The following is a 22,462-nucleotide window of genomic DNA, read 5'->3' as shown; positions in this document are numbered from 1 at the left end:
ACAAATCTATAAGAAAAACTAAATCAATATACCTTTTTGTAAAAAGTACTATTTTACAAAAATTATTCATGAGCTTTTAGCTCAATAGGTGAATTAAACAAAAAGATTCATCATGACATTTTGTGATGTTAGACAAAAAAAGAGGCTCTATGTCAATTGTTGGGGTACACTTATCGAAGTGCCCCCTTTTTTGTAGTTGACTAGATGAGTGAACAGAGAACTTTATTTCTTAGTCTCTTAAAGTTCCGAATGCTATATGACATTCGTTTAATGACTTTTATCTTGTTGTTGATCCCCTCAATAAATCCGTTGGTGTAGGGGAAGAGAAAGGAATTTAAGATCTCCTTTTCCCAGTTTTTGAATGTTCTTTTCATGTATTGATATTCTTCAAGTCCTGACCTCTCTATTACCTTATAGAGGTGCTCAAGGTTTCTTTTGGCGTTCGTTTGGTCACTTTCCTTCAGCCACTGATAAAAGGTCTCTTTTACGATATAGGCCTTCTTTAAGTCAGGGGCCAGTGAAAAGAAATTGTTCAGTTGTTCCATTTCATCTGCATTCAAATGGGCATGTGGCTTATGAAGCAGATAACGCAACTTCTTCATGGATTTACGATCCTTCTCTTGAAAGTTTTTCTGGACTCTCTTACTTACCCGTTCCAATGCCCATACATTATGCCGAACATAATGGAATCGATCGACCACCAGAATCGGTTTATCAAAACTTTTCAAAGCGAGCGTCTTGTAGGGCTGCCACATATCCATGACCACCATCTGTATTTTCTCCCTTGGAAGTGTACGTTTAGGGTGGATATATTCCTGTTAGGAATGATATCGTAAACCCTTCGGTTTACAGGATCGCCAATGATACATTGGTACTTGCCCGTTTCAGAAGTCCCTTTAAATTCATCAATGGCCAGAACTTTCGGGAGGGCCTTATTGTCATAGGAATAGTACTTGTCAAAGAGCCGAATGACGGTGGAATGCCCAAGTCCTGTTTCCTTGGCAACCTGCTTAAAGTTATACTCCCTCACTTTAACCAAAAGAGCTTGGAGGAGTCGTTTCGTATGGCGCTGGTAACGCTCTAGAAAAGAATAGGGTTCGTAGAACCGTTTTCCACAAGACTTACATCTGTATCGGCGCTTTCTCAAGATGAGAAAACAATATTTTTCAAAGACCTTTACATCACGAATCTTTTGAATCCGATAATCATGGACAGAGGAAGTTTCCTTCTGACAGCAGGGGCATTTTTGAACTTTTACAGGCGTTTGAATATGGATTTCAAAGTAAGTGATTTGATCCTCTACATGCGTGATTGTATGAGTAAAATTAATGTGGGCAAAATTAAACCCCTTTATTTGGTGAGGAATCGTCAGATCACTCACCAAATAAAGGGGCCACCAAGCGAAAGCGCGGTAGGTATGGTATGTCAACACTAAACTAGACAATTTTTTTGAGGTGTTTCTCTTTGTACTCCATTGGGCTTAAATACCCTAGTGTTCCATGGATTTTTGTATGATTAAACCAATGAACATAATCATCTAATTCCATTTTTAATTGTTCTAAACTTTCGAAGTATTTCCCTTTTACAAATTCTGTTTTGATAATTTTAAACGTTGCTTCAGCGACTGCGTTGTCATAGGGGCAACCCTTCATACTTAACGATCGTTTAATGTTGAATATATCTAGCACTTCATCCATTGTCTTGTTCTTGAATTCATTGCCTCTGTCCGTAATGAAGTTATACTCATCAAAATTCTCCGGATTTCATTGTTGTACTGCTTCAACCAGTTGATCACATCACGACATACTTCTTCGCGATTAATCCCATTTAACATCTCATGTCTTCTATCTTGATAGAGTTTATAGCTGACGTTCTGAATACCAGTTTCTCGAAATTTAAGATGGGTGTGTTATTATAAAAATATGAAAAATAACGGGCTCCAAAAAGTCAGTTACCCTGACTTTTTGGACAGCCCCATGTTAAAGTAATTGTAAACTTTTATTTACTTTCATGTGTTAGGATTGTATCTGTATTGGCAATATTACTTTCATTTTCGTACCTTCTTTAGGTGAACTTTTGACCTGAATGTCCCCTTTATGCATTTCAATGATTTTTTTTACAATGGAAAGTCCTAATCCACTCCCGCCCTTTGATCTGTTTCTTGATGGATCGGCTTTATAGAAACGCTCAAATATACGCATTTGAACCTCTTTTGTCATCCCAATTCCTGTATCTTTAATGATTACCTCTATCGTATCCGTATCTTTTTTTACCGTTTTTACCGTTATTTTCCCATTATTTGGTGTAAATTTAATGCTATTATGGATTAAATTAATCCAAACTTGATCCATCAGATCTTCATCAGCATGGATGGTCATTTTATTTAAAGAAACATCCATTTCAAGGTCTTTATTTCTCCATTGTGGTTCCATCGAAAGGATCACTCTGCGTAATTGTTGGTCTAAACGATATGTTTTGGGTTGAAACGGCGGATGAGCTGACTCTAATGAAGTCAGCTTTAACAGATTTTCGCTAAGCTTTGAAAGCCGAATACTTTCCATCTCAATGATTTGCAGGTACTGTTTACGTTCTTCATGAGATAAATGGTCATTTTTTAAGGCATGAGCAAATCCTGAAATGGATGTCAGAGGTGATTGGATTTCATGAGAAACGTTGGAAATAAAATCTTGGCGCATTTGTTCCATTTCTCCAAGCTCTTTTGCCATTTGGGTAATACTTTCTACTATTTCATGAAAAGGATGATTTCGATTCCCAAGCTCTTCTTTGTAGGAAGAAAGATCAATATTAAAATTCCCTTGAGACATTTTTTTCATGGCATCAATTATGGGACGGAAAAAAAGGCTCCGCTTTTCTTGAACAAAGCCAATTCGGGAAATACCATACATGATAAGACCAAAGAGGAAAAATCCCAAAAATGAATCGATAATCTCCCTCATATAGAAAGATAAATGATTAATTGGAAAAACACGGAAAAACAATGAGGTGATGAAAAACGCCGCTGTCCAGCAAAAAAATAATAGTAGTAAAACGGCTAAAACCTCGCCGCTTTTTTTTAAAAACTTGATGATTTTCATTTTTTCACCTCTAAACGATAACCGAGCCCACGAATCGTAGTAATTTTAAAAGGACAGTTCTCATCTGAAAAACGCTGCCGAAGACGTTTAATGTGAACGTCTACAGTTCGCTCATCCCCTTCGTAATCATAACCCCAAATATCCTCTATCAATTGCTCTCTTGAAAAGGTTTTGCCGGGATGTGCTGCAAGCTTATACAAAAGTTCAAATTCCTTAAGTGGCAATGTGATTTCGTTCTTGCCATCAAACACTTTGTATGTAGAGCGATCAAGTTCAAAATTTCCAATATTCACCTTATTTGAAATGATGATATGGTAACGTTTGAGCAATGCCTTTATTCTAGCAATCAATTCAGCTGGATGAAATGGTTTAACTAAATAATCATCTGCTCCAAGATTAAAGCCTTTTACTTTTTGGACCGTTTCTCCCTTTGCAGTCAGCATTAAGATCGGGAGAGAATCAGAATAATAAGCTCTAATGTTCTCGCAAAGGTCCCAGCCATCCATATTTGGCATCATGATATCGAGAATGATGAGATCGACTTTTTCGGAATCAAGCAAGGATAACGCGTCTTTCCCATCCTGCGCCTCAAGAATCGTGAAGCCTTTCTCGGACAAGATGACTTGAAGCAATTTACGAATATGAGGGTCGTCGTCTACAATCAAAATTTTGGCCATGACTGTTCACTCCTTTTTCAAGGTGATGATTCATTTTGCATCCTTTAAAAATATTTAATTTTTTTTAGCATACTCCTTCTTTATGAACTAAATATGAATAAAAGAGGAAAGCCTTTGGATTTGGGAGTTCATATTCAGTTCATAAATGACTGTTACCATGGACTCAGTTATAGAGGAGGTATGGAAATGAAACATTTACACCGAACATTGCCAGACAATGGTGATTGGGCCATTGAAGCGCACGGACTCGTTAAAACTTTTGGCGATAAATGTGCGGTTGATGGCGTAAATTTGAATGTGCGCGCTGGTGCAATCTACGGCGTGCTTGGGCCGAACGGAGCAGGAAAGACTACCACAGTCAGAATGCTAGCGACCTTATTGCGACCGGACGCAGGTTCGGCATACATCTTTGGCTACGATGTGGTAAAGGAACCGCAAATCGTGCGTCAGTTGATTGGCGTGACTGGCCAGTATGCATCGGTTGATGAGTCGCTCAGCGCGATCGAGAATTTAGTGATCTTTTCTCGGCTGCTAGGGCTGAGCCGCACAGAGGCACGGCGCAAAGCGGCGGAGTTGTTGGAGGAATTTGGTTTGACGAAAGCGGCGAAGCGCCCGCTGAAACATTTCTCCGGCGGCATGCGGCGACGGCTGGATCTGGCAGCAAGCCTGATTGCACAGCCGCCGCTCATCTTCTTAGACGAGCCGACTACAGGATTGGATCCACGCACCCGCAATCAAATGTGGGATACCATCCGGCGATTATTAAAGCAGGGCTCAACCGTACTGTTAACAACCCAGTATTTACAGGAAGCTGACGAACTGGCTGATCGAATCGCGGTGATTGATCGTGGGAGAGTCGTTGCCGAAGGAACAGCGGATGAACTGAAAGCGTCGGTTGGCAGTTCGTCGCTGCAATTGAAAATCCAAAATGCAAAAGATATCGAAAATGCGCGCCAGACCGTTGAACAGGTGCTCAAAGTCCGATCAAATGTGTCGTTGGAAACGGGTAAGATTACGGCACCGATGGCGGACGCAGATCGAGTGACTGATTTGCTTATCGCTCTTCGCGAGGCAGGAATCCACTTGGCCGAATTGAGTGTCCAGAAGCCGACTCTTGACGAAGTGTTTTTAGCCATTACTGGTCAAAGCGTGAAGGAAGAAACATCAGAGACATCCAATGAAATAGAGGGGGTAAGAGTATGAAAAGCACTTCCAATCAACTAAATGTGAATCGCCAATTAAAAAACAAAACAAGCTTTGGCCAGGCGGTCCGCAATTCGTTGACGATGGTCTACCGAGGTTTGCTGAAGATTCGGCGCACACCTGAGCAATTATTCGATGTCACGCTTCAGCCAATCATCTTCACCTTGATGTTTACCTACATCTTTGGCGGAGCCATATCGGGAAATGTACATAACTATTTGCCGATTATCATTCCCGGCATTCTTGTGCAGACTGTCATCGGGACGTCCATTGTTACCGGAGTCCAATTGCGCGAGGATATGGATAAGGGTGTCTTCGACCGGTTCAAGTCGCTGCCTATTGCACGGATTGCTCCGTTGGCGGGAGCCCTGTTGGCAGACACGATCCGATATACCATCGCGACAGTGCTCACTTTTGTTATGGGGTATATTATAGGCTATCGTCCAGAAGGAGGACTGGGTTATGTCGCCATCGCTGCGGTTTTCGTGATTGTGTGCTCTTGGGCAATCAGCTGGATCTTCGCCTTTTTTGGGGTGATTGCGCGTACGGCTTCAAGCGTACAAGGAATCTCGATGCTTGTGCTGTTTCCACTTACGTTTCTTTCTAATGCTTTTGTGCCAGTCAAGACAATGCCAGATTGGCTCCAATGGTTTGCGAAGATCAATCCGCTCTCGCATATTATTGCTGCCGTCCGCGATCTGATCAATGCTGGAACTATTGGACAGGATTTCGCTGTCTCTCTCATCGGGGCCGCTGTTATCGTGGCGATCTTTGCCCCCATCACCTTCCGTGTATATATGCGTCGGGCTTAAATTGGGTATCGTATACGGATCCGTACACGATAGCCTAGTTGGCTTTTACCGAAACAATACGGAATCTTACTGCTGCTTGCAGAACTTTTAACAAATCATATAGGATTTCACAGTCTAAATGTGTATCGATTGTATACCGATGGCACTTTATTGAGAACAGCGAAAGGTATAACATTTTATAATGATTTACAATTTAGTCCATATAAAAATCTCTGGAAAGATCCAAAGCTATGAAGATGGAGTAATTAGCAAAGCTGATCTTGTTGGCAGGTTATCCAACATGAATGATGAGAAAGAGCGGCTGGAGGAACGACTGGCTCCAATCGAGAAACAGATGGGGCAAGGTGGCATCCCTAAAGTAGTCAAGCAAGTCATGCGGAATTTCATAACAAACTATAAGGAAGCTTTCACACAAGAACAGCGCAAGCAATTTTTGCATTTGTTGATTCATCAGATGACTATCTCGGAAAACAGAAAAATGGACACTATACAAATACAATTAAACAGAGTAATAGAAAAACACTTCATGTTTAACGGAGGAGAGAATTCATCCATTGTTGATGAATTCTTTCCTTTTATTATTTTAAAACTTCAAATAGGAATGAGGTTTAGAAAAGATAACAGCAATTGAATGTTTAAGAAATACATAAACCATTATTGGTCTGAAATAGTTCATGAAGATTGGCTTGTTGATGTGGTTGCTTTGAGTAGGCCATACATTGTACATGATCACTTAAATCGAATGTCAAGAAAAACTGAACACATACATTTTCATATTGCATGTTGATTTCTCAAAAGTTATAGGGTATAAATATAAGTAATACAATTGGCATTAACGGATTTGCGAAGACCAGAAGGAGTAATTTGAAATTTCAAAAAATAGCAAATGTTCCAACTTTCTGCATTTTGTCATTTAACACTTCAATGTAATGGGATGAAGTGTATATTGTTTATCTACGTGAATACCAAAAGATTTTTCATAGATAATGAACAGTCTAATGGTAAACATAAGGTACATGCTTACCCAATGGATCAGAGGTGGAGTACGTTTATGAATATCGATAATTTAAAAATGTTTTGTCAAGTAGTAGAGGAAGGGAGTATCAGCAAGGCTGCACGCCTTGGAAACATATCGCAGCCGGCAGTTACCAAGCAAATTCATCAATTGGAAAATGTATACGGGACTTTGCTGTTTGAGCGGATCAATGGAAAGTTGAATCTTACAGAGGCTGGAGAAGTTCTCTATCACTATGCAAGGGAAATGATCTATTACTATAACAGATCATTGGAGTCGGTTGCCGAGTTAGTCAAAAAACAAACGACTACATTATACATAGGTGCGAGTTTAACGATCGGCGAGTATTTGCTTCCCGGACTTATCGGAAGTTTTCGAAAGATTAACCCAAATCTGAAGTTTAGTTTGATCATTGGGAATACGCCGTATATCTTATCCAAGCTGGAAAACAATCAAATGGATATTGCGTTTGTTGAAAGTGCTGTAAATAACGACAGCTTCCATATTGAAAAATTTGCTGAGGATGAACTTATACTGGTTGCGCCATATCATCATCGATGGAAAGACAGCCCTGAAATCCATATAGAAGAACTGGCGGAAGAACAGATGATTTGGCGTGAAGTGGATTCGGGAACACGTCTGATTGTCGAAAATGCATTAAACAAGTATGGGGTGTATTGGACCAGATTGAGAGTGTAATGGAGCTTGGCAGCATGCAGTCCATCAAAAGCGCTGTAGAAGCTGATCTTGGTGTCAGTATTCTTCCGAAGTTGACGGTTAGGCGGGAATTGCAATATGGAACGTTAAGGGAGATCAAGATTTCCGGTTTTCACTTAACAAGGGATTTGTTTATGGTGAAAAAAATGCACCGTTTTGATAAACCAGAATTACAAAATTTTATAGATTTCGTCCGCCAGCAAACAAATTAGTTACGTAAATCTTTTTGTAAAACCTTATTTTATGATTTATGTTTCCCTATTGGGAAAACTTTCTGAAAGTGAATATTCAGCCGTTTTTTATTCAGAATAGTAGAATAAGTGAATATATTGTATTTCTCTTTGGGACATCTAGGGAGTGTTGGTATGAAAATAAAAAGTTTCCGTATCGCAGTACGGTCCGTCGTTATGGGATATTTGTTGATTTTGATCATTTTGCCGATTTCAGCCGTTTACATAAAGGGCTTTTCCCTTGGTTGGGAACCCTTTTGGAAAGAAATTTCAGGGGCTATTGCCTGGAAAGCGATTCTATTAACCTTGAAATTAAGCATTTTCACTACGTTAATCCAAGCTGTTATCGGGACTTTCATTGCTTTTGTTTTGGTTCGTTATCGTTTTTTCGGGCGAAGTTTATTCAATAGTATGGTTGATCTGCCTTTTTCATTGCCGACTTCGGTGTCTGGATTGATGCTGCTAACGCTTCTTGGGCCGCAAAGCCCGATCGGAAAATGGCTTAATACAATGGGAATTCATCTTCTGTACAATCAAGCAGCCATTATCATCGGCATGGTTTTTGTGACCTTTCCATTTGTTATTCGTACAGTCCAGCCCTTGATTGAGCAATTCGACCCATCACAAGAAGAGGCCAGTTATACGCTTGGCGCAGGAAAGGGCTATACATTTTTTAGAATCCTGCTTCCTTCTGTATTTCCTGGCATTATCGCCGGAAGTATGCTGGCTTTTTCCCGTGCATTGTCAGAGTTCGGGGCACTCTCGCTTATTTCCGGCAATCTCCCGGGAAAAACCATGGTTGCATCCGTTTTTATTTATGGTGAAGTTGAAAACAATAACATGCAGGGAGCCGCTGCTGTGGCCATTGTACTCATTACCCTGTCTTTAATTGTTTTATTATTGGTCAATAGTTTTCAAAAAAGGAGGGGCATACAAGCATGAGAAAGGTTTTCATATCCATTACAGTGCTTTTGTTTGTCCTGATTCTTATACTGCCTTTTATAAGCATCGTCTTCGGAGCTTTTCAAAACGGAGTTGGTCCGGTTATTCAGGCATTCAAGAGGCCTGAGGCCATTCACGCTTTGACCGTCACCTTTATCATTACCGTCATTGTCGTAATTTTGAACGCGGTAATCGGTATTATCTTGTCGTTGGAAATCGTGCGCGGCAAGTGGATTCCAAAATGGCTCCATTCTTTCATCAATATCATGATCGACTTGCCGTTTTCCGTTTCACCGGTAATTGGCGGATTAATGATTATTCTCTTGTTCGGGCCCACAACTGTTTTAGGGATGTTTTTCGAAAATATAGGGTTCAAAATCGTTTTTGCCCTTCCAGGCATGGTGATGGCAACCGTTTTTGTTACTTTTCCACTGATGGTACGTGAAATTGTTCCTGTGTTATCTGAGCTCGGCACTTCGTCTGAAGAAGCTTCGGCCACTTTAGGGGCTGGCCCGGTACGCACTTTTTTTCAAATCACTTTGCCTTCCATTCGCTGGGCAGTTTATTACGGCCTCGTTCTCACCATTGCAAGATCAGTTGGAGAATTTGGGGCTGTGCTGGTCGTATCCGGTAATATTATCAATCAAACTCAGACTGCTACCACTTTAGTTTATCAAGATTCAGTAAACAACAATATCGTAGCAGCCGATAGTGTTGCGTTGCTGCTTGGGTTTTTATCCATACTCGTTCTGTTGGTTTTAGAATGGATGAAAAATAGAAGGGAAGGAAAAGTTTATGCATATCGAGGTAAAAAATTTAGAAAAGCGCTTTGGAGCATTTCAAGCGGTCAACCAGGCAAGTTTTCAAATTAAAGAAGGGCATCTGGTCGGGCTTTTGGGACCTAGCGGAGGTGGGAAAACCTCTATCTTAAGAATGCTGGCCGGCCTGGAGAAACCCGATGCCGGAGAGATCTATTTTAACGGCAAACTTGCCAATTCATTGTCCGTCCAAGAACGGGGAATCGGCTTTGTCTTTCAAAATTATGCTTTGTTTAAACATATGACTGTGTTTGATAACATTGCTTACGGTTTAAAAGTCAAAAAAACGAAACCGGCTGCCATCAAAGAACGCGTACACAATCTAATAAACATTATGGGGCTTGAAGGGACTGAAAATAAATTTCCCGACCAGCTTTCAGGCGGGCAGCGTCAAAGAGTCGCTTTTGCACGGGCGCTTGCCCCAGAGCCCAAGCTGCTTTTATTGGATGAGCCGTTTGCAGCAATCGATGCCAAAATCCGCAAGGAACTCCGGGTTTGGCTGCGCAGCCTCATAAACGAATTTGGTACGACCACCATTTTCGTGACACATGACCAAGACGAAGCGATAGAGGTTGCTGACGAAATTATTATTATTCAAAAAGGGCAAGTGGAACAGCAGGGTACCCCATGGGAAATTTATAACCAACCAGCTTCTGCGTTTGTTGCATCTTTTATTGGTGAATCCAATAAACTGGATGCCCCGCTTTCATTAAACGGCTTTCCGGAACTATCGGAGTATAAAGGTCCGGATGTCCAGGTTCTCATCCGCCCCGAATGGATAGAAATCCATTCTGAAAATGCCCCTGTCCGTCCGGAAGCAGGGCAGGAAGGAACAGTAAGACATGTGCACTTTCGGGGTGATTCATGGTATTTGGAGATTGAACTTTTAAACGGAATTCGATTATTTACGTACCAGGCCATTAATCAACAAGTGTATCAACCTGGCGACAAAGTAAACATATTCATACATCGGCTCTCTGTATTCACACCTAAAGAAACACGGATATTAGAAAATCGATCAAAAGTCGATTTAATGCCTATAAACCTATAATTTTTCTAAGAATAGGGAGGATTAAAATGAAAAACAAACAAATTTTTTCGCTTTTTGCAGTAATCACTCTAATTGTCGCTGTAGCGCTTTCCGGCTGCTCTTCCAGTAAAGCCGACAGTGCTGCAAGTGATAATAAAAAAACCGTTACACTAACGATCGCAGGCTATTCCACCATCAAAGATGAATTTGGTGAAATTATTCCTTTGTTTCAAAAAGAGTGGAAGAAAAAAACGGGCCAAACCGTTAATTTTAAAGAATCTTACCAAGGTTCAGGATCACAAGCTTTAAATGTCGTCAATGGATTTGAAGCTGACATTGTTGCTTTGTCGCTTGAAGGGGATGTAGACAAAATCCAAAAAGCCGGATTGATCAAACACAATTGGAAATCAGCTCCTCATAATGGCATTATTACAAAGTCCATCGTAGCTCTTGGCGTTCGCAGCGGCAATCCGAAACATATTCAAGATTGGTCCGATTTAACCAAACCAGGGGTGCAAGTTTTGCTTCCTGATCCAAAAACTTCCGGCGGCGCAAAGTGGGACATAAATGCCGTTTACGGAGCCGGCCTGAAAATTTCGGAAGAAAAGACAGGGAAAAAGAGTCCAAAGCAAGCAAAAGAATTGCTCAGCAAAGTCTATAAAAATGTTAAATCTTTAGATAAAAGCGGTGAAGAATCGATGGCCACCTTTGATAAAGGAAGTGGCGATGTCATCATTACGTATGAAAATGAATTGCTTGCCCGAAAGAAAGCAGGGAAAAAATACGAAGAAGTCATTCCGAAATACACAACATCCATTGAAAATCCTGCTGCTATTGTAGATCAATATGTTGATAAGCATGGCACGCGGAAAGTAGCAGAAGCGTTTTTAAAATTCCTCTGGTCACCGGAAGCGCAAGAAATTTTTGCGAAAAACGGTTTCCGCCCTGTTGATTCAAGCGTTGCCAAAAAATATGCCGACAAATATACCCAACCTGAAGGTTTATTTACTACAAAATATTTAGGCGGCTGGGACAGTGTTAATACTAAACTTTACGGCACCGGGGGAGTATGGGATCAAGTTATCGCAAACAATTAAGGATCCTGCTCCCACCTGCAGCAGAATAAATGATGGATGGAGCTCAACAATTTGTTGGAGCTCCATGCCTGATTGTTTCCCTTTTCTCGTTTGAGATTGATTAAAAATAAAAAAAGATCATGATAAGGAGATCAATCAAAGAGCACTGATCCAAAACACACTAACATAAGTAGCACAAATCCAGACCATGGTTTGTGCTACTATTTTTTATACCTGAATCCCAAATGGAATTTTCTAGTTTTCGGTTTATTTTAGTAACAGACAAAGGATGAAAGTCCTTTGTTTTTTTATGCCGTTTTCATTCAGAATAATCAATTTATTGATATTTGGACTGGTTGACCAGTTTCGATTCTTGAGTTTTCAATATGTTTGGTCATTCCAATTAAATTGAATCTTTTCATTTTCATTTTTTTGAGGGCTATTGTTATCAAATTATACAAGTATACCTGTCATACTAGATTGAGATTTTCCATAATGGCTAATATCATTAGTCAAACGTCAGTTCCTTTATATGCAAGGGTTTTTGATTTAAAGGGAATTTTGTTTTTTTTCTGCCCGTCTCTTTCAACATTTAAGTCTGAAGATGATAACTCTGCAAATAGAAAAAGTTCAAATTAAATTCACAAATAAATGTGAAATATTTCACAAAGTAATGGTATATTAACATTGTAGAATTGATTGTGAAATATTTCACAATAATATTTAGACTAAGTTTATTTTTACAGGCAAGAATAAAAAGGAATTACTGATTAGGAGTTGAAAGGTCATGAGTGTATGGGAGCAATTATATAATCCATTGAACAACATTTGGTTGTCAGCTGCTATAGCAGCCATTCCAATCATCCTTTTTATTGTTATGTTAGTCTTTATTAAGTTAAAAGGATATGTCGCAGGTGGCTTAAGCGTTCTAGCAGCAGGAGCTGTGGCTCTTTTCGTCTATAAAATGCCGGCTGCTATGGTTGCTGCAGCTGCCGTATACGGTGTTCTTGCCGGGATATGGCCGGTGGCATCCATCGTATTAGCAGCCATCTTTTTATATAAAATAACGGTAAAAACGGGACAATTTACGATTATCAAAAATAGTATTTCATCTGTAACGGAAGACCAGCGAATTCAAGTGTTGCTTGTAGCTTTTTCATTTGGAGCCTTTTTGGAAGGAGCTGCAGGGTTTGGAGCGCCGGTAGCCATCACTGCTGCGATTCTTGTTGGTCTTGGATTTCGTCCTTTATATGCCGCAGGACTTTGCTTGATAGCCAATATTGCAGGCGGGGCTTACGGTGCAATGGGAATACCGGTCACCATCCCTGCACTGCTTACCGGTTTAAATGGCCTTTCTGTTGCAAGATACACTGCTTTGGTTCTGCCTTTGGTGAGCTTTATGATTGCCTTTTTGCTTATCTTCATTGTGGATGGCTTTAAAGGAATACGCCAAACTTTCCCTGCTATACTGGTAAGCGGTGGTTCATTCAGTCTTACACAGGCTTTCGTATTGTATTTCTTGGGAGCTGAACTGGCAGATATTTTTTCTGCGATTGTTAGTTTACTTGCACTCATTCTTTTGTTAAGAGTATGGAAACCAAAAGAAATCTATCAGGTGAAACGCTCTGAAAACAACTCGGAAACAGCAACAGAAGAGACGGCAGCAACAGAAGCAAAGGAAGCATATCCTGTTAATAAAATTATATTTGCCTGGCTGCCATTCATATTATTAACTGTATTCGTAACGTTGTTTAATCTATCTTTCATAAAAAAATTGTTTGAAGCAGGCGGTCCGTTGAATAAACTTGTTCTTCTTTTTCCGATTCCCGGATTAAATAATCTAGTGATTCGGCATGCGCCGGTGGTGCCTGAAAAAAGCCCGTATCCTGCTGTTTTTAAACTTGATTTATTCTCATCCACAACGACAGCTATTGTATTAGCGATCATTTTTACTTTGCTGATACTACACTGCGATTGGAAGTTGATAAAAGAAACGGCTGTCGAAACAGGAAAGGAACTCATTTCACCTATATTAACCATTTGCAGCGTACTGGCATTCGCCTATATTTGTATGTATTCAGGTATGTCATCGACGCTTGGTCTTGCTTTTGCTTCTAGCGGAAAGATTTTCCCGCTATTTTCACCCATTCTTGGTTGGCTAGGGGTATTTTTAACCGGTTCAGTCGTGAATAGTGGATCATTATTTGCTCCTCTTCAATCTGTAACGGCAACACAAATCGGAATTCCGCCGGAAACAATGGTTGCTGTTAACGTCATGGGGGGAACAATGGCGAAAATGATTTCTCCGCAGTCTATCGCTGTGGCTGCTGCGGCTGTAGGACTGGTAGGAAAAGACAACGAATTGTTCAAGTTTACAATAAAGTACAGTTTAGTTTTACTGATTTTAATTGGTTTCATTAGCTGGTTTATTTTCTAATCTTTCATATTTGAAAAGAGCAACATCATCATGATGAAAGAAAAAATAAATTAGGTTGGCAAGGAATAGTGATATAAAAAAGAATGTTTAGGTGATATTTTTGGTACAGCCTCACACTGATCCAATTAAGATATATGCGATTATATGAATAATATTTGAGGAATATTTATTCGAGAAATTTATATACGTTGCAGAAAACCGTATCATAAGCGAATGAGATGATTAGAAATGTTCGCTAGCGGAATGGTTAATAGAGCTGGATGATTCTCGTATCATCCAGCTCTTTTGTGCGCCTGGCATGGGTGCAGTCTATAGGGTGAAAGTCCTGAGCCACGAAGGCAGTAGTAGTGGTTAGCTTAACGCAAGGGTGTCCGTGGTGACACGGAATCCGAAGGAAGCGAGCGGCAAACTTAGGGTCTCTCGGAACACGAACTTCATAGAAGGCTAGGTAACATTGGATGAGTCTGCAAAACAAGATAAAGTCCATACTGCCGAAGATGTTACAGAGTAAATGGAGCAGATAGATGGAGAGAAAGACTGTACTCTTACCCAGGGAGGTCTGACGGACACGCCAACTGAGTTGGTAACCCATCTAGCGATGCATGGCTGAACCGTCAGAAGTCAGCAGACGTCATAGTACAAATAAGGTCGCTCCTTTGAGAGCTTCTGGTCAGCATCGGTTCCATCTGCTTCCGGCAACATCCAATCTGTTGTCAATAATGAACGGTTATTCTATTGCTTCGAATATCCCATCTTATCCGTTTTTGCCGTTACGTTTCAAATCCTTCTACATTCTAAAAAGGTTTCATTAATGCAATGACATTTTCTTCGTCATCCACAAGGACTATTATTCAGCATTCTATCAAATCTCCTTTAAAGTATTAGACTTATTTTTCATCAAAACCGTAATCTTTCGTCATAAGTTCACAACATTTTGTTAGTAATATGTATTTAAGGAACTAGACAAACCTTATTCGAAAAGCAGAAAGAACCAGATTTTTATGAAAAATATGGTAGTACCATTACCCTATATGATTTACGTCATTTTTATCATACTTTTGCAATTACCCAATGGAGTTAGCTGGAAATTGATCCTCCACATCCATCAATAAAAAGAAGAAAAGAGAAGACAAGTACCCTCTAAAAAGTTCCACTGTACATTTAACAGCAGCGCTAATATAATAGAATCTTGCGTAACAATGAGATAAACCTTTCAACAACGACTCTTTCTTCTTACTGAAAAGTGTACCTGATTCGTCATTCATGGACGGATTTACCGAAAAGGGAGTTCCAATAAATAATATCAACAAAAAATAGCAAAAGTTTTTCATTCATATCTCATGCTTATAAAAAGATAATGGGTATCGTTCGATTCAATTTAAGTGAAACCTATCTCATTCAAAGGTGCAAACTTAAGAAAAGTAGGTGACCTCTTTGTTTTACTACAACCAGTTGAAAATACTCAATCAAAAGAAGGGGGATTATGGGGAAATGATCGTAATAGATGGAGTGGTAGGTGTTGGAAAGAGTACATTGATGGAAATTCTGGAGAAAAACGGGTACATAGCTTTTAAAGAGCCTGTCACTAAAAATCCCATTTTGGATAAATTTTATTATGACAGAGAAAGGTATAGCTTTCCCTTGCAAATTTATTTTTTAAATGAAAGGTTTAAACAAATTAAAAAAGCGTCTCAATATCCAAATTCGGTTTTAGACCGAAGTATATATGGCGACGTCATTTTTGCCAAAATGTTGCGCGACAATGGTGAAATGAGCGAGGTTGAATTTCAAATATACTTGGATTTATTCGGAAATATGATGGAGCATTTAAAAGCGCCTAAACTCTTGGTATACTTAGAAATTTCAACGGATGAAGCCATAAAGAGGATTAAAAAAAGAGGGAGAGAGTATGAACAAGTAGTAGAAAGAGAATATTGGGAAAGACTCAATCAAAATTATCGTGATTATTTTGAGCAATATTCGTTTTCTCCTGTTTTAAAAATCAATGTGGATCAAATCGATTTTGAAAATAATCTTGAAGATAGAGAATATGTATTGAATTTAATTGAGAAATCATTACATACTGAATGATTGAAGATATGGATAAAAATCGCCGGAACATGATTGCATCTTATATTGTATATGTATTTGGAAATACGTTTTGAGCCATGGATGTGCTCCTTCTCATTATTGTAAAAGGATTATTTTACAAAGAGGAAGCAGCATACGGCTCTTTTTTTATTACGTAATCATAAGGACAATGATGAATAAAGTGAAGGAATTGCGAGCGGTTCTTACAAGGGAAGCAAACACTTTTTTGCTTTCTTTTGTTTTTGGTGTTGTTTGCCTCGGGGGGATGTTGCGGTGAATTGTATCATAAATAGAGGCAAAAATTGTTGAAGATAAGGTGGAATTTTATTGTCGGAAGCGGGTATTGGCTGTAGATAATCAGTTTCATTATCCGCTTCACGATACAACACGTGGATAAGTACAAAGGTTTTAGAATGTTGACTTCTGTAAAATCGAATTCAAGTTCAATGTTTTTAATGGTTCTTGATTTTCCTGTTTGTTTAATTGTAATTTTATCGATCAATAAATGAAGTAATTGTTTTTGATTTTCTCTTGATGTCTGCTTATAAACGAATAGAAACTTTTCAAGTAACAATTCAATAAGCTCCGGTTGAATAACTTTTTGAGTCAGAAGAACTCAAATGTAATGTAATCTCATTTTTCTTCTGTTCTAATTCTCTTTTTTCATTGGAAACCTTTTGTAATCTTTCTTGTAGGATATCTATCGGGAGTGTATTCTTTTCAAAAACTTCCGTATACTGTCTTGCAATTGCTGGATTTCCAACAAGCGGTTTTCAATTTGTTCTAGTTCTTTACTGTAGTTGAGCAATTTTCATTACAATAATTACCATGTAAAAAGAGACAAACGGAGTACCCCTTATGCCACATGAAGCTGTTTTTTAACGACATCAATGGGAATATCTTGTTTCGCTGCATCGTAAATAAACTCCACGAGGCTATGTCCTTTCTTCTTTCGAAGGAAGTCAAGCCCGGTAGAGAAATCGCTGTTGGATTCGACCATACTGTACACATAAGCGAGTTGCACCAAGATCCAATACCGTTTCACCGCCCGACGCCCGCGAACGCGGTACCCATCGAGCTTCAGCTGGTCTTTCGCTTGTCGAAAAAAGCATTCGATCGACCAACGCTGGGCATAGTAGCGCAAGATCTCTTCATCGCTTAGCTCCCGGTCGGTGCTCAAGACGCAGTGAAGATGTTCAGGTGTCATCGGCTGATCGGCTTTCCAAGCCAACAACACAACGGCATCATCGAGACCTTTCAGCGCTCCCTCGTAGCGATACACGCGATAACGCTCTTCTCCCACCGTGACGAGATGGGTGTCGTTCGGTTCGATATAGCGGGCAAACTGTTTGGCTTGGATGGCGATGCCTTTTGGATAAAGAACCCGATTCGTCTTGAGCATCGCAATGACGTGGAATCCTTTTTTCAGGCAGGCTTCCACGAGTGTTTTCGATGGGTACCAAGAGTCCATGAGCACATAAACGGGTCGACTCACATCCAACGAAGAAAGCATCTCGATCGCGAGTTCCCCTTTGCTTTTCCCCGCCGTCTTGTCGTAGAGGCGAAAGGCAAAAGGAAACGCTTGGGTCATCGTATGAACCATGAGCCAAACGAGAGAATGTCCCCAGATCGACTTTTTCTCTGCGTGAGAATAGTGCCAATCACACCCTTGAATGGCGTGTGTTGCCCGTGACGAGGGCTTCGTTTTTTGGCAAATCGTATCATCGATCGAAACAAAAATGGGTTGATTCTCTCGTTTCGAGCTGCGTTCGACACGATGAAGCACCCACTGCTGGAGTTTGCGAAGCAACGTCTCTTCTTCCCATGGGCTTTTCGTGAAAAAATGGCTGAGTGTCGTGCGATGGTTCGGATGAAAACTCCCGTGATGTAGATCGGTCAGTGTTCCCGAAAAGCCCTTTGTAATCATCGCATCCACGATATGAACGAGATGCTTCATGACAGGTTTTGAGAAATAAAGTGCCAACCCCAACATCGTCAAAAACTTGTGGATTCCTAGGTGATGTGCTAATCTATTCATGAGACATGAACCCCCTTGTGAGTAGTTGTGGCACATCTATTCTAACCAAGGAATCGGGTTCATGTCTTCTTTTTTGTTTGGTTGTAAATTTATGTTAGCGAATTTGCTCATCTACAGTTCTTTATTCAGGTTGTTTAGAGAACTAGCAGAACTTGAATTTGCATCGACCAATACAAACGGATACACGTGTTCATGAAGGAAACGTTGATTCCAATTTTGGATCATCGGATCCAGTCCTTTGCACAACGAGGAGACCGTGGACTTAGAAAACGAAGTACCGCACAATTCTTCTGTGATTTGGGTGATCTTGCGGGTAGACACTCCGTTTACGACCATTTCCATGAGGGCCAGTACCAGAGCTTGTTCGCTCCGTTGATCGCGTTGAAAGAGTTCGGTGGAAAATTCCCCATCCCTTGTCTGCGGCACGCGCAAGGTCAACCGTCCCACCCAAGTCGTCAATTGGCGGGGATAATACCCTTTCGAAAGCCTTTTCGCTCCTCTGTGCGCTCATAACGGACGCCGCCAAGTTGATCCGTTAACTGAGCTTCAAGGATTTGATTCAAGACCTGTTCCAACAGTTTGGCCAGTCTTTGATCTTGCGACAGGAACCCGTGCAGAATTTCATCGCTTAAAGTAATATTGTATTGCGCCATAGTTGCTTTCCTCCTTTTTGTTTTTGTTTTGGTCAATGTCCATTCTATCAAAGGGAAAGCAACGTGGCTCTTTTTACATTTCCTTTTTACACAATTTTACGGACTCAACTAAAGGCTTTAAAGAATATAAAATACTGTGCCATCACGATCAGTACCTTGTACCTGCTAGGTATGCCACTCTACTATCTCATGGGAAAAAAAGTTGACCCTCCAAGTTTCATACCAATGGGATTGGTCATTATTTTCGCCTCTATGGTGATCGCCTTTTTTGCTGCTGTTCTCCAAAGACTTTTACAAGAAGCCATCGATATAAAATCGGAAAATGATTTAACGATCTGAGGTGAATCACTTGGCAATTATAATCAATCTTGATGTGATGTTGGCTAAAAGGAAAATGAGCCTTACAGAACTTTCGGAGAGGGTTGGAATCACGATGGCTAATCTTTCTATATTAAAAAATGGAAAGGCAAAAGCCATTCGGTTATCAACTTTAGATGCGATTTGTAAGGCTTTAGAATGTCAGCCTGGCGATATTTTAGAATACAAAAGCGACGAAGACACTCAAGGATGATGAAAGTCGGGAAAATTTACACGATATGATTGCTGACATTTTTTTGTTTCTAACCTTGCTGTAATCCTATCCATCATCAATTAAAAGGAAAGGGGAGTCACTTATAATTTAACCATTCATAAAATTTACAAATATTTAGGCATAAAATGTATTGGGGGATATAAATATTTTTTAAATCGCCTTTTAAATAATAGAAGAAATGATTCGGCGGTGAGTCTGGGTGCATAACCCTAAATCTATCTTAATCAGAACTTACATATATTCAGAAGAAAACTTTGGTGGCACAAATCATGAGCGCTCTAAAACAACTCGTTCGTTTTGGTTGGGAACAGGCCCTATCCTGTTTGTTTCCTGTCGTGATTTTTGCCTCTTTGGCTTTTACAAAAATCATGCCGCTTCCTTTCCTGCCACGGTATGACTGGCTGCTCATCATCTGCATTCTGATGCAGTGGTGGATGGTGCATTCAGGGCTTGAAACACGGGATGAACTAAAGGTTATCATATTGTTCCACCTTATTGGACTTGCCCTTGAAATTTTCAAGGTAAATATGGGCTCCTGGTCTTATCCGGAGAAAGGATATTGCAAAATTTTTGGAGTGCCTTTGTATAGCGGATTCATGTACGCAAGTGTAGCGAGTTATCTTTGCCAGGCGTGGAGGAGGCTTAAGGTTGAACTGGTGAAGTGGCCCCCGTTTTTGGTAGTTGTAGCTCTTGCAGCTGCGATTTATTTGAATTTTTTCACCCACCATTATTGGATGGACGTTCGTTGGTGGTTATCCGGACTTGTATTTATCGTCTTTTGGCAATCATAGGTCACATTCGAGGTGGATGGAACTCGTTACCGTATGCCACTCGCACTTTCTTTTGTGCTCATCGGATTTTTCATATGGATAGCCGAAAATATCGCAACGTTCTTTGGAGCTTGGGAATATCCATACCAAACCGATGCATGGAGTCTCGTTCATCCAGGAAAGGTGAGTTCATGGTTCTTATTAGTGATTGTTAGCTTTCTTATCGTAGCGACGTTAAAGCAGGTTAAGGGAAAAATGTAACCGTCACGTACTTTTAAACCATTTTCTCTAAATAACTTTGAACACGATTTGCCCAAAATGGTCTGGCGGTACTTTAATCGATAGCTATCGCCGATTATCAGATAGTAGGAGTTGTTCTTCTATAATAAAAGCTCACTAAATTAGGTTTGATTTCATGCCTGATCACCTGTTCGGCTTCTTCGTTTTTAAGGTGATACATAAGACAGGGCGAGAGGGGAAAGGAAACACGTTTAAGGCGCGTGGCGGTACAAAGTGGATAAAGGAATTGGCACGAAAATCGTAAGGTGATGGATAAGTCCGCAGTAAATGGAATGGAATAGAGACTTCAGAAGGGTCACTTCCACAAGGAGTGGCTTTTTTTTTTCGGTGTGATTTGATCGCTTCCCCAAACAACAATTTCTATCGGTACCATGGCTTCTTCTGGGCAACACATAGAGGGTTCAGACCCTTCATTAGTTCTTATGTCTTATTTTTTAAAGGAAAAGCCAGTCTAAAAAAACAGGCGCTTGTCATTGGTTCGGGATTACTTTACCATTTATAGTGGTTGGATATTTTGATTATTATGTCAATTAAGTTGAATATTAAGCGGAAAAGAAGGATAAAAGAGTCATGAAAAAATATTTATTATTACTCATCCCTATTTTTTATTACGAGAGTTTTGCAAAATTAGATTTTTATTAAAAAGAGTTTTAAAAGAAACCCAAATAAATTGGGGTATTTTGTATCTTTGGTTTACAAATATTCTGTTTGTCCTTTTTTGGGCGTACTTGCAGAATTTTTCGCTTTAAAAATTTTTTAAGCGGTTTGTTGCTTTTTACTCTCTTTTGCCATTGCGAGAGCTGAAACCAGTAATACGATGGCGTTCAAGTAAATATGAGTTTTTACTTTATCGATTCCCCACACATGCAGGGAGTTCGCTGTAAGATCACTTTTCATTCTTGAATTGCACCGTTCTACACTGGTTCGCTCATTGTAAAGTTCTTTCCAACGTTTGGAATCGCGGTGTGGATTAGAGTACCGGCGAAGATCCTTATTCACGTTAATTTTTACTACCATTCCATAGTTGGAGGATGAACAGGCTGCCATTCCTAATGGGCAATCCACTTTTCCGGTTGCGTGTGGACATCTGAATTTGAGCTGATCCTTATTGGCTCCCCAATAAGTCATTTCGTACCCCATCGAACAGCGTGGGGTTCCATTGGAGGCAATTCCTTCGGGAGGCTCCTTTTCATTACGCAAATTGAGTGGAATAATAGCTTGAGCCCCAATGTTCTTGGCGGATTCGTAGTTTTTAAGCTGGTCGTACCCACCATCCATTATCAGGAAATCAATTTTAGAGTTTGTACAACTCTTTACTTGTTCAATTAATTGTGGTGCGACATCCCCATCGTTGATATGAGCAGGGGTTACTTCAATCGCCATTGGTAATTCACTTTTGGTGTCAACGGAAAGATGCATCTTATAGCCAAACCAAGTCATTTTATTACCGAAGGAATCAAACTTTGCCCCCCAATTGGCGTTGCCTGTTTGTTCACTTCGCTTCTTAGGCTGCTTCTTTTCGTAAGCATCAATGGCGGCACTGTCGATAGCCTGATGTTTTCCATCAATTACTCCTTCCTCTTGAGCTAACTGGACGAGATCTTGAAAGATTCTTTTCACAAGTCCAGTTTTGGTTAGTGAAGAAAATACTCGGCTAAGAGTAGAGATGGATGGTGCAGGCCTGCTAATATCTAAACCACATTGGTAACGAAAACGCAGGTCATTTTTCAATCGATTGTGAAGAGAAGTAAAAGTATCAATACCTTCTAATGGGGCAGCGATAAGAGCCCTTAATATCCCTTCTTTGGAATGTCCTTCAGCCCCTTGGGGTGAAGAACTTTTCAATTGTTTAGCATAAGGACGCAAATCTAGAGCACTAAAAAAGATCGGTAATTTCTCTTTTGACTCTAAAATTTGCAATTCTTCAAAGGAAAATAGACTTTCTTGTAGAATATACAAAGTGACT

18 protein-coding genes and 4 pseudogenes are annotated in these 22,462 nt (G+C 40.0%); 14 read left to right on the top strand and 8 right to left on the bottom strand.

Going from position 1 to position 22,462, the window contains the following annotated elements; genetic code table 11:
- Positions 1–200: 200 nt before the first annotated feature.
- The 5 genes and pseudogenes from N1I87_RS17610 to N1I87_RS17595 form a co-directional block, all read right to left on the bottom strand.
- Positions 201–776 carry a transposase gene (locus N1I87_RS17610; RefSeq protein WP_341103465.1) on the bottom strand — a complete coding sequence of 192 codons (576 nt, stop codon included), beginning with the start codon at positions 774–776 and terminating at the stop codon, positions 201–203.
- Positions 725–1,381: a transposase family protein gene (locus tag N1I87_RS18160; RefSeq protein WP_445285722.1), complete on the bottom strand. Its 657-nt coding sequence runs from the start codon at positions 1,379–1,381 to the stop codon at positions 725–727. Before N1I87_RS18160 ends, N1I87_RS17610 begins: the two co-directional genes overlap by 52 nt.
- Positions 1,382–1,436: 55 nt before the next feature.
- Positions 1,437–1,736 (bottom strand): annotated as a pseudogene (locus N1I87_RS17605) (transposase); the annotation flags it as partial.
- A gap of 279 nt (positions 1,737–2,015) precedes the next feature.
- Positions 2,016–3,095 carry a sensor histidine kinase gene (locus tag N1I87_RS17600; protein ID WP_341103190.1) on the bottom strand — a complete coding sequence of 360 codons (1,080 nt, stop codon included), beginning with the start codon at positions 3,093–3,095 and terminating at the stop codon, positions 2,016–2,018.
- Positions 3,092–3,772, bottom strand: a complete 681-nt coding sequence (locus tag N1I87_RS17595; protein WP_341103188.1) for a response regulator transcription factor — start codon at positions 3,770–3,772, stop codon at positions 3,092–3,094. The genes N1I87_RS17600 and N1I87_RS17595 overlap by 4 nt, the downstream gene beginning before the upstream one ends.
- A gap of 180 nt (positions 3,773–3,952) precedes the next feature.
- Here N1I87_RS17595 and N1I87_RS17590 point away from each other — a divergent pair, with 180 nt between their 5' ends.
- From N1I87_RS17590 to N1I87_RS17540, 11 genes are all read left to right on the top strand, one after another.
- Complete coding sequence (locus tag N1I87_RS17590; protein WP_445285702.1) at positions 3,953–4,975, top strand: ATP-binding cassette domain-containing protein; 1,023 nt, start codon at positions 3,953–3,955, stop codon at positions 4,973–4,975.
- Positions 4,972–5,787 (top strand): ABC transporter permease, encoded by an 816-nt coding sequence (locus N1I87_RS17585; RefSeq protein WP_341103184.1) that lies wholly within the window; start codon positions 4,972–4,974, stop codon positions 5,785–5,787. The genes N1I87_RS17590 and N1I87_RS17585 overlap by 4 nt, the downstream gene beginning before the upstream one ends.
- Before the next feature lie 280 nt (positions 5,788–6,067).
- A complete protein-coding gene (locus tag N1I87_RS17580; protein ID WP_341103180.1) occupies positions 6,068–6,418 on the top strand; it encodes a hypothetical protein in 351 nt (116 codons plus the stop codon).
- A 420-nt stretch (positions 6,419–6,838) separates the two neighbouring features.
- A complete protein-coding gene (locus N1I87_RS17575) occupies positions 6,839–7,501 on the top strand; it encodes a LysR family transcriptional regulator (protein WP_341103177.1) in 663 nt (220 codons plus the stop codon).
- Between the two features lie 14 nt (positions 7,502–7,515).
- Positions 7,516–7,731 carry a LysR substrate-binding domain-containing protein gene (locus tag N1I87_RS17570; protein ID WP_341103174.1) on the top strand — a complete coding sequence of 72 codons (216 nt, stop codon included), beginning with the start codon at positions 7,516–7,518 and terminating at the stop codon, positions 7,729–7,731.
- 153 nt (positions 7,732–7,884) lie between these two features.
- Positions 7,885–8,691 carry a sulfate ABC transporter permease subunit CysT gene (gene cysT, locus N1I87_RS17565; RefSeq protein WP_341103172.1) on the top strand — a complete coding sequence of 269 codons (807 nt, stop codon included), beginning with the start codon at positions 7,885–7,887 and terminating at the stop codon, positions 8,689–8,691.
- Complete coding sequence (locus tag N1I87_RS17560) at positions 8,688–9,563, top strand: sulfate ABC transporter permease subunit (protein WP_341103170.1); 876 nt, start codon at positions 8,688–8,690, stop codon at positions 9,561–9,563. Before cysT ends, N1I87_RS17560 begins: the two co-directional genes overlap by 4 nt.
- Entirely contained in the window at positions 9,487–10,560 is a 1,074-nt protein-coding gene (locus tag N1I87_RS17555; RefSeq protein ID WP_341103167.1) for a sulfate/molybdate ABC transporter ATP-binding protein, read from the top strand. The genes N1I87_RS17560 and N1I87_RS17555 overlap by 77 nt, the downstream gene beginning before the upstream one ends.
- A 26-nt stretch (positions 10,561–10,586) precedes the next feature.
- The gene (locus N1I87_RS17550) at positions 10,587–11,636 is read left to right on the top strand and encodes a sulfate ABC transporter substrate-binding protein (protein WP_327824873.1); all 1,050 of its coding nucleotides are present in this window, start codon (positions 10,587–10,589) and stop codon (positions 11,634–11,636) included.
- Positions 11,637–12,402: 766 nt separating this feature from the next.
- Positions 12,403–14,052 carry a lactate permease LctP family transporter gene (locus N1I87_RS17545; protein WP_341103165.1) on the top strand — a complete coding sequence of 550 codons (1,650 nt, stop codon included), beginning with the start codon at positions 12,403–12,405 and terminating at the stop codon, positions 14,050–14,052.
- 1,491 nt (positions 14,053–15,543) lie between these two features.
- Positions 15,544–16,143, top strand: a complete 600-nt coding sequence (locus N1I87_RS17540) for a deoxynucleoside kinase (protein WP_341103163.1) — start codon at positions 15,544–15,546, stop codon at positions 16,141–16,143.
- Positions 16,144–16,999: 856 nt separating this feature from the next.
- Here the strand turns inward: N1I87_RS17540 and N1I87_RS17535 are convergent.
- Positions 17,000–18,181 (bottom strand): IS701 family transposase, encoded by a 1,182-nt coding sequence (locus N1I87_RS17535; protein ID WP_341100314.1) that lies wholly within the window; start codon positions 18,179–18,181, stop codon positions 17,000–17,002.
- A gap of 159 nt (positions 18,182–18,340) precedes the next feature.
- A pseudogene (locus N1I87_RS17530) lies at positions 18,341–18,834 on the bottom strand (transposase); the annotation flags it as partial.
- A 108-nt stretch (positions 18,835–18,942) separates the two neighbouring features.
- Here N1I87_RS17530 and N1I87_RS17525 point away from each other — a divergent pair.
- The 3 genes and pseudogenes from N1I87_RS17525 to N1I87_RS17515 all read left to right on the top strand — a co-directional run.
- Positions 18,943–19,173: pseudogene (locus N1I87_RS17525) on the top strand (DUF2975 domain-containing protein); the annotation flags it as partial.
- A 10-nt stretch (positions 19,174–19,183) separates the two neighbouring features.
- On the top strand, positions 19,184–19,405 hold the full coding sequence (locus N1I87_RS17520; RefSeq protein WP_003353470.1) for a helix-turn-helix domain-containing protein: 222 nt from the start codon (positions 19,184–19,186) through the stop codon (positions 19,403–19,405).
- A 290-nt stretch (positions 19,406–19,695) separates the two neighbouring features.
- Positions 19,696–20,457: pseudogene (locus tag N1I87_RS17515) on the top strand (DUF817 domain-containing protein).
- Between the two features lie 795 nt (positions 20,458–21,252).
- Here the strand turns inward: N1I87_RS17515 and N1I87_RS17510 are convergent.
- Entirely contained in the window at positions 21,253–22,455 is a 1,203-nt protein-coding gene (locus N1I87_RS17510) for a transposase (RefSeq protein WP_327825349.1), read from the bottom strand.
- Between the last annotated feature and the right edge of the window lie 7 nt (positions 22,456–22,462).

It is taken from the genome of Bacillus sp. FSL W8-0102, assembly GCF_038007225.1.
GTDB classification, from domain to species: Bacteria; Bacillota; Bacilli; order Bacillales; family DSM-4216; genus Bacillus_O; species Bacillus_O smithii.
The sequence above is the reverse complement of the archived record's forward strand: the minus strand, read 5'-3'. Positions and strand labels throughout refer to the sequence as shown.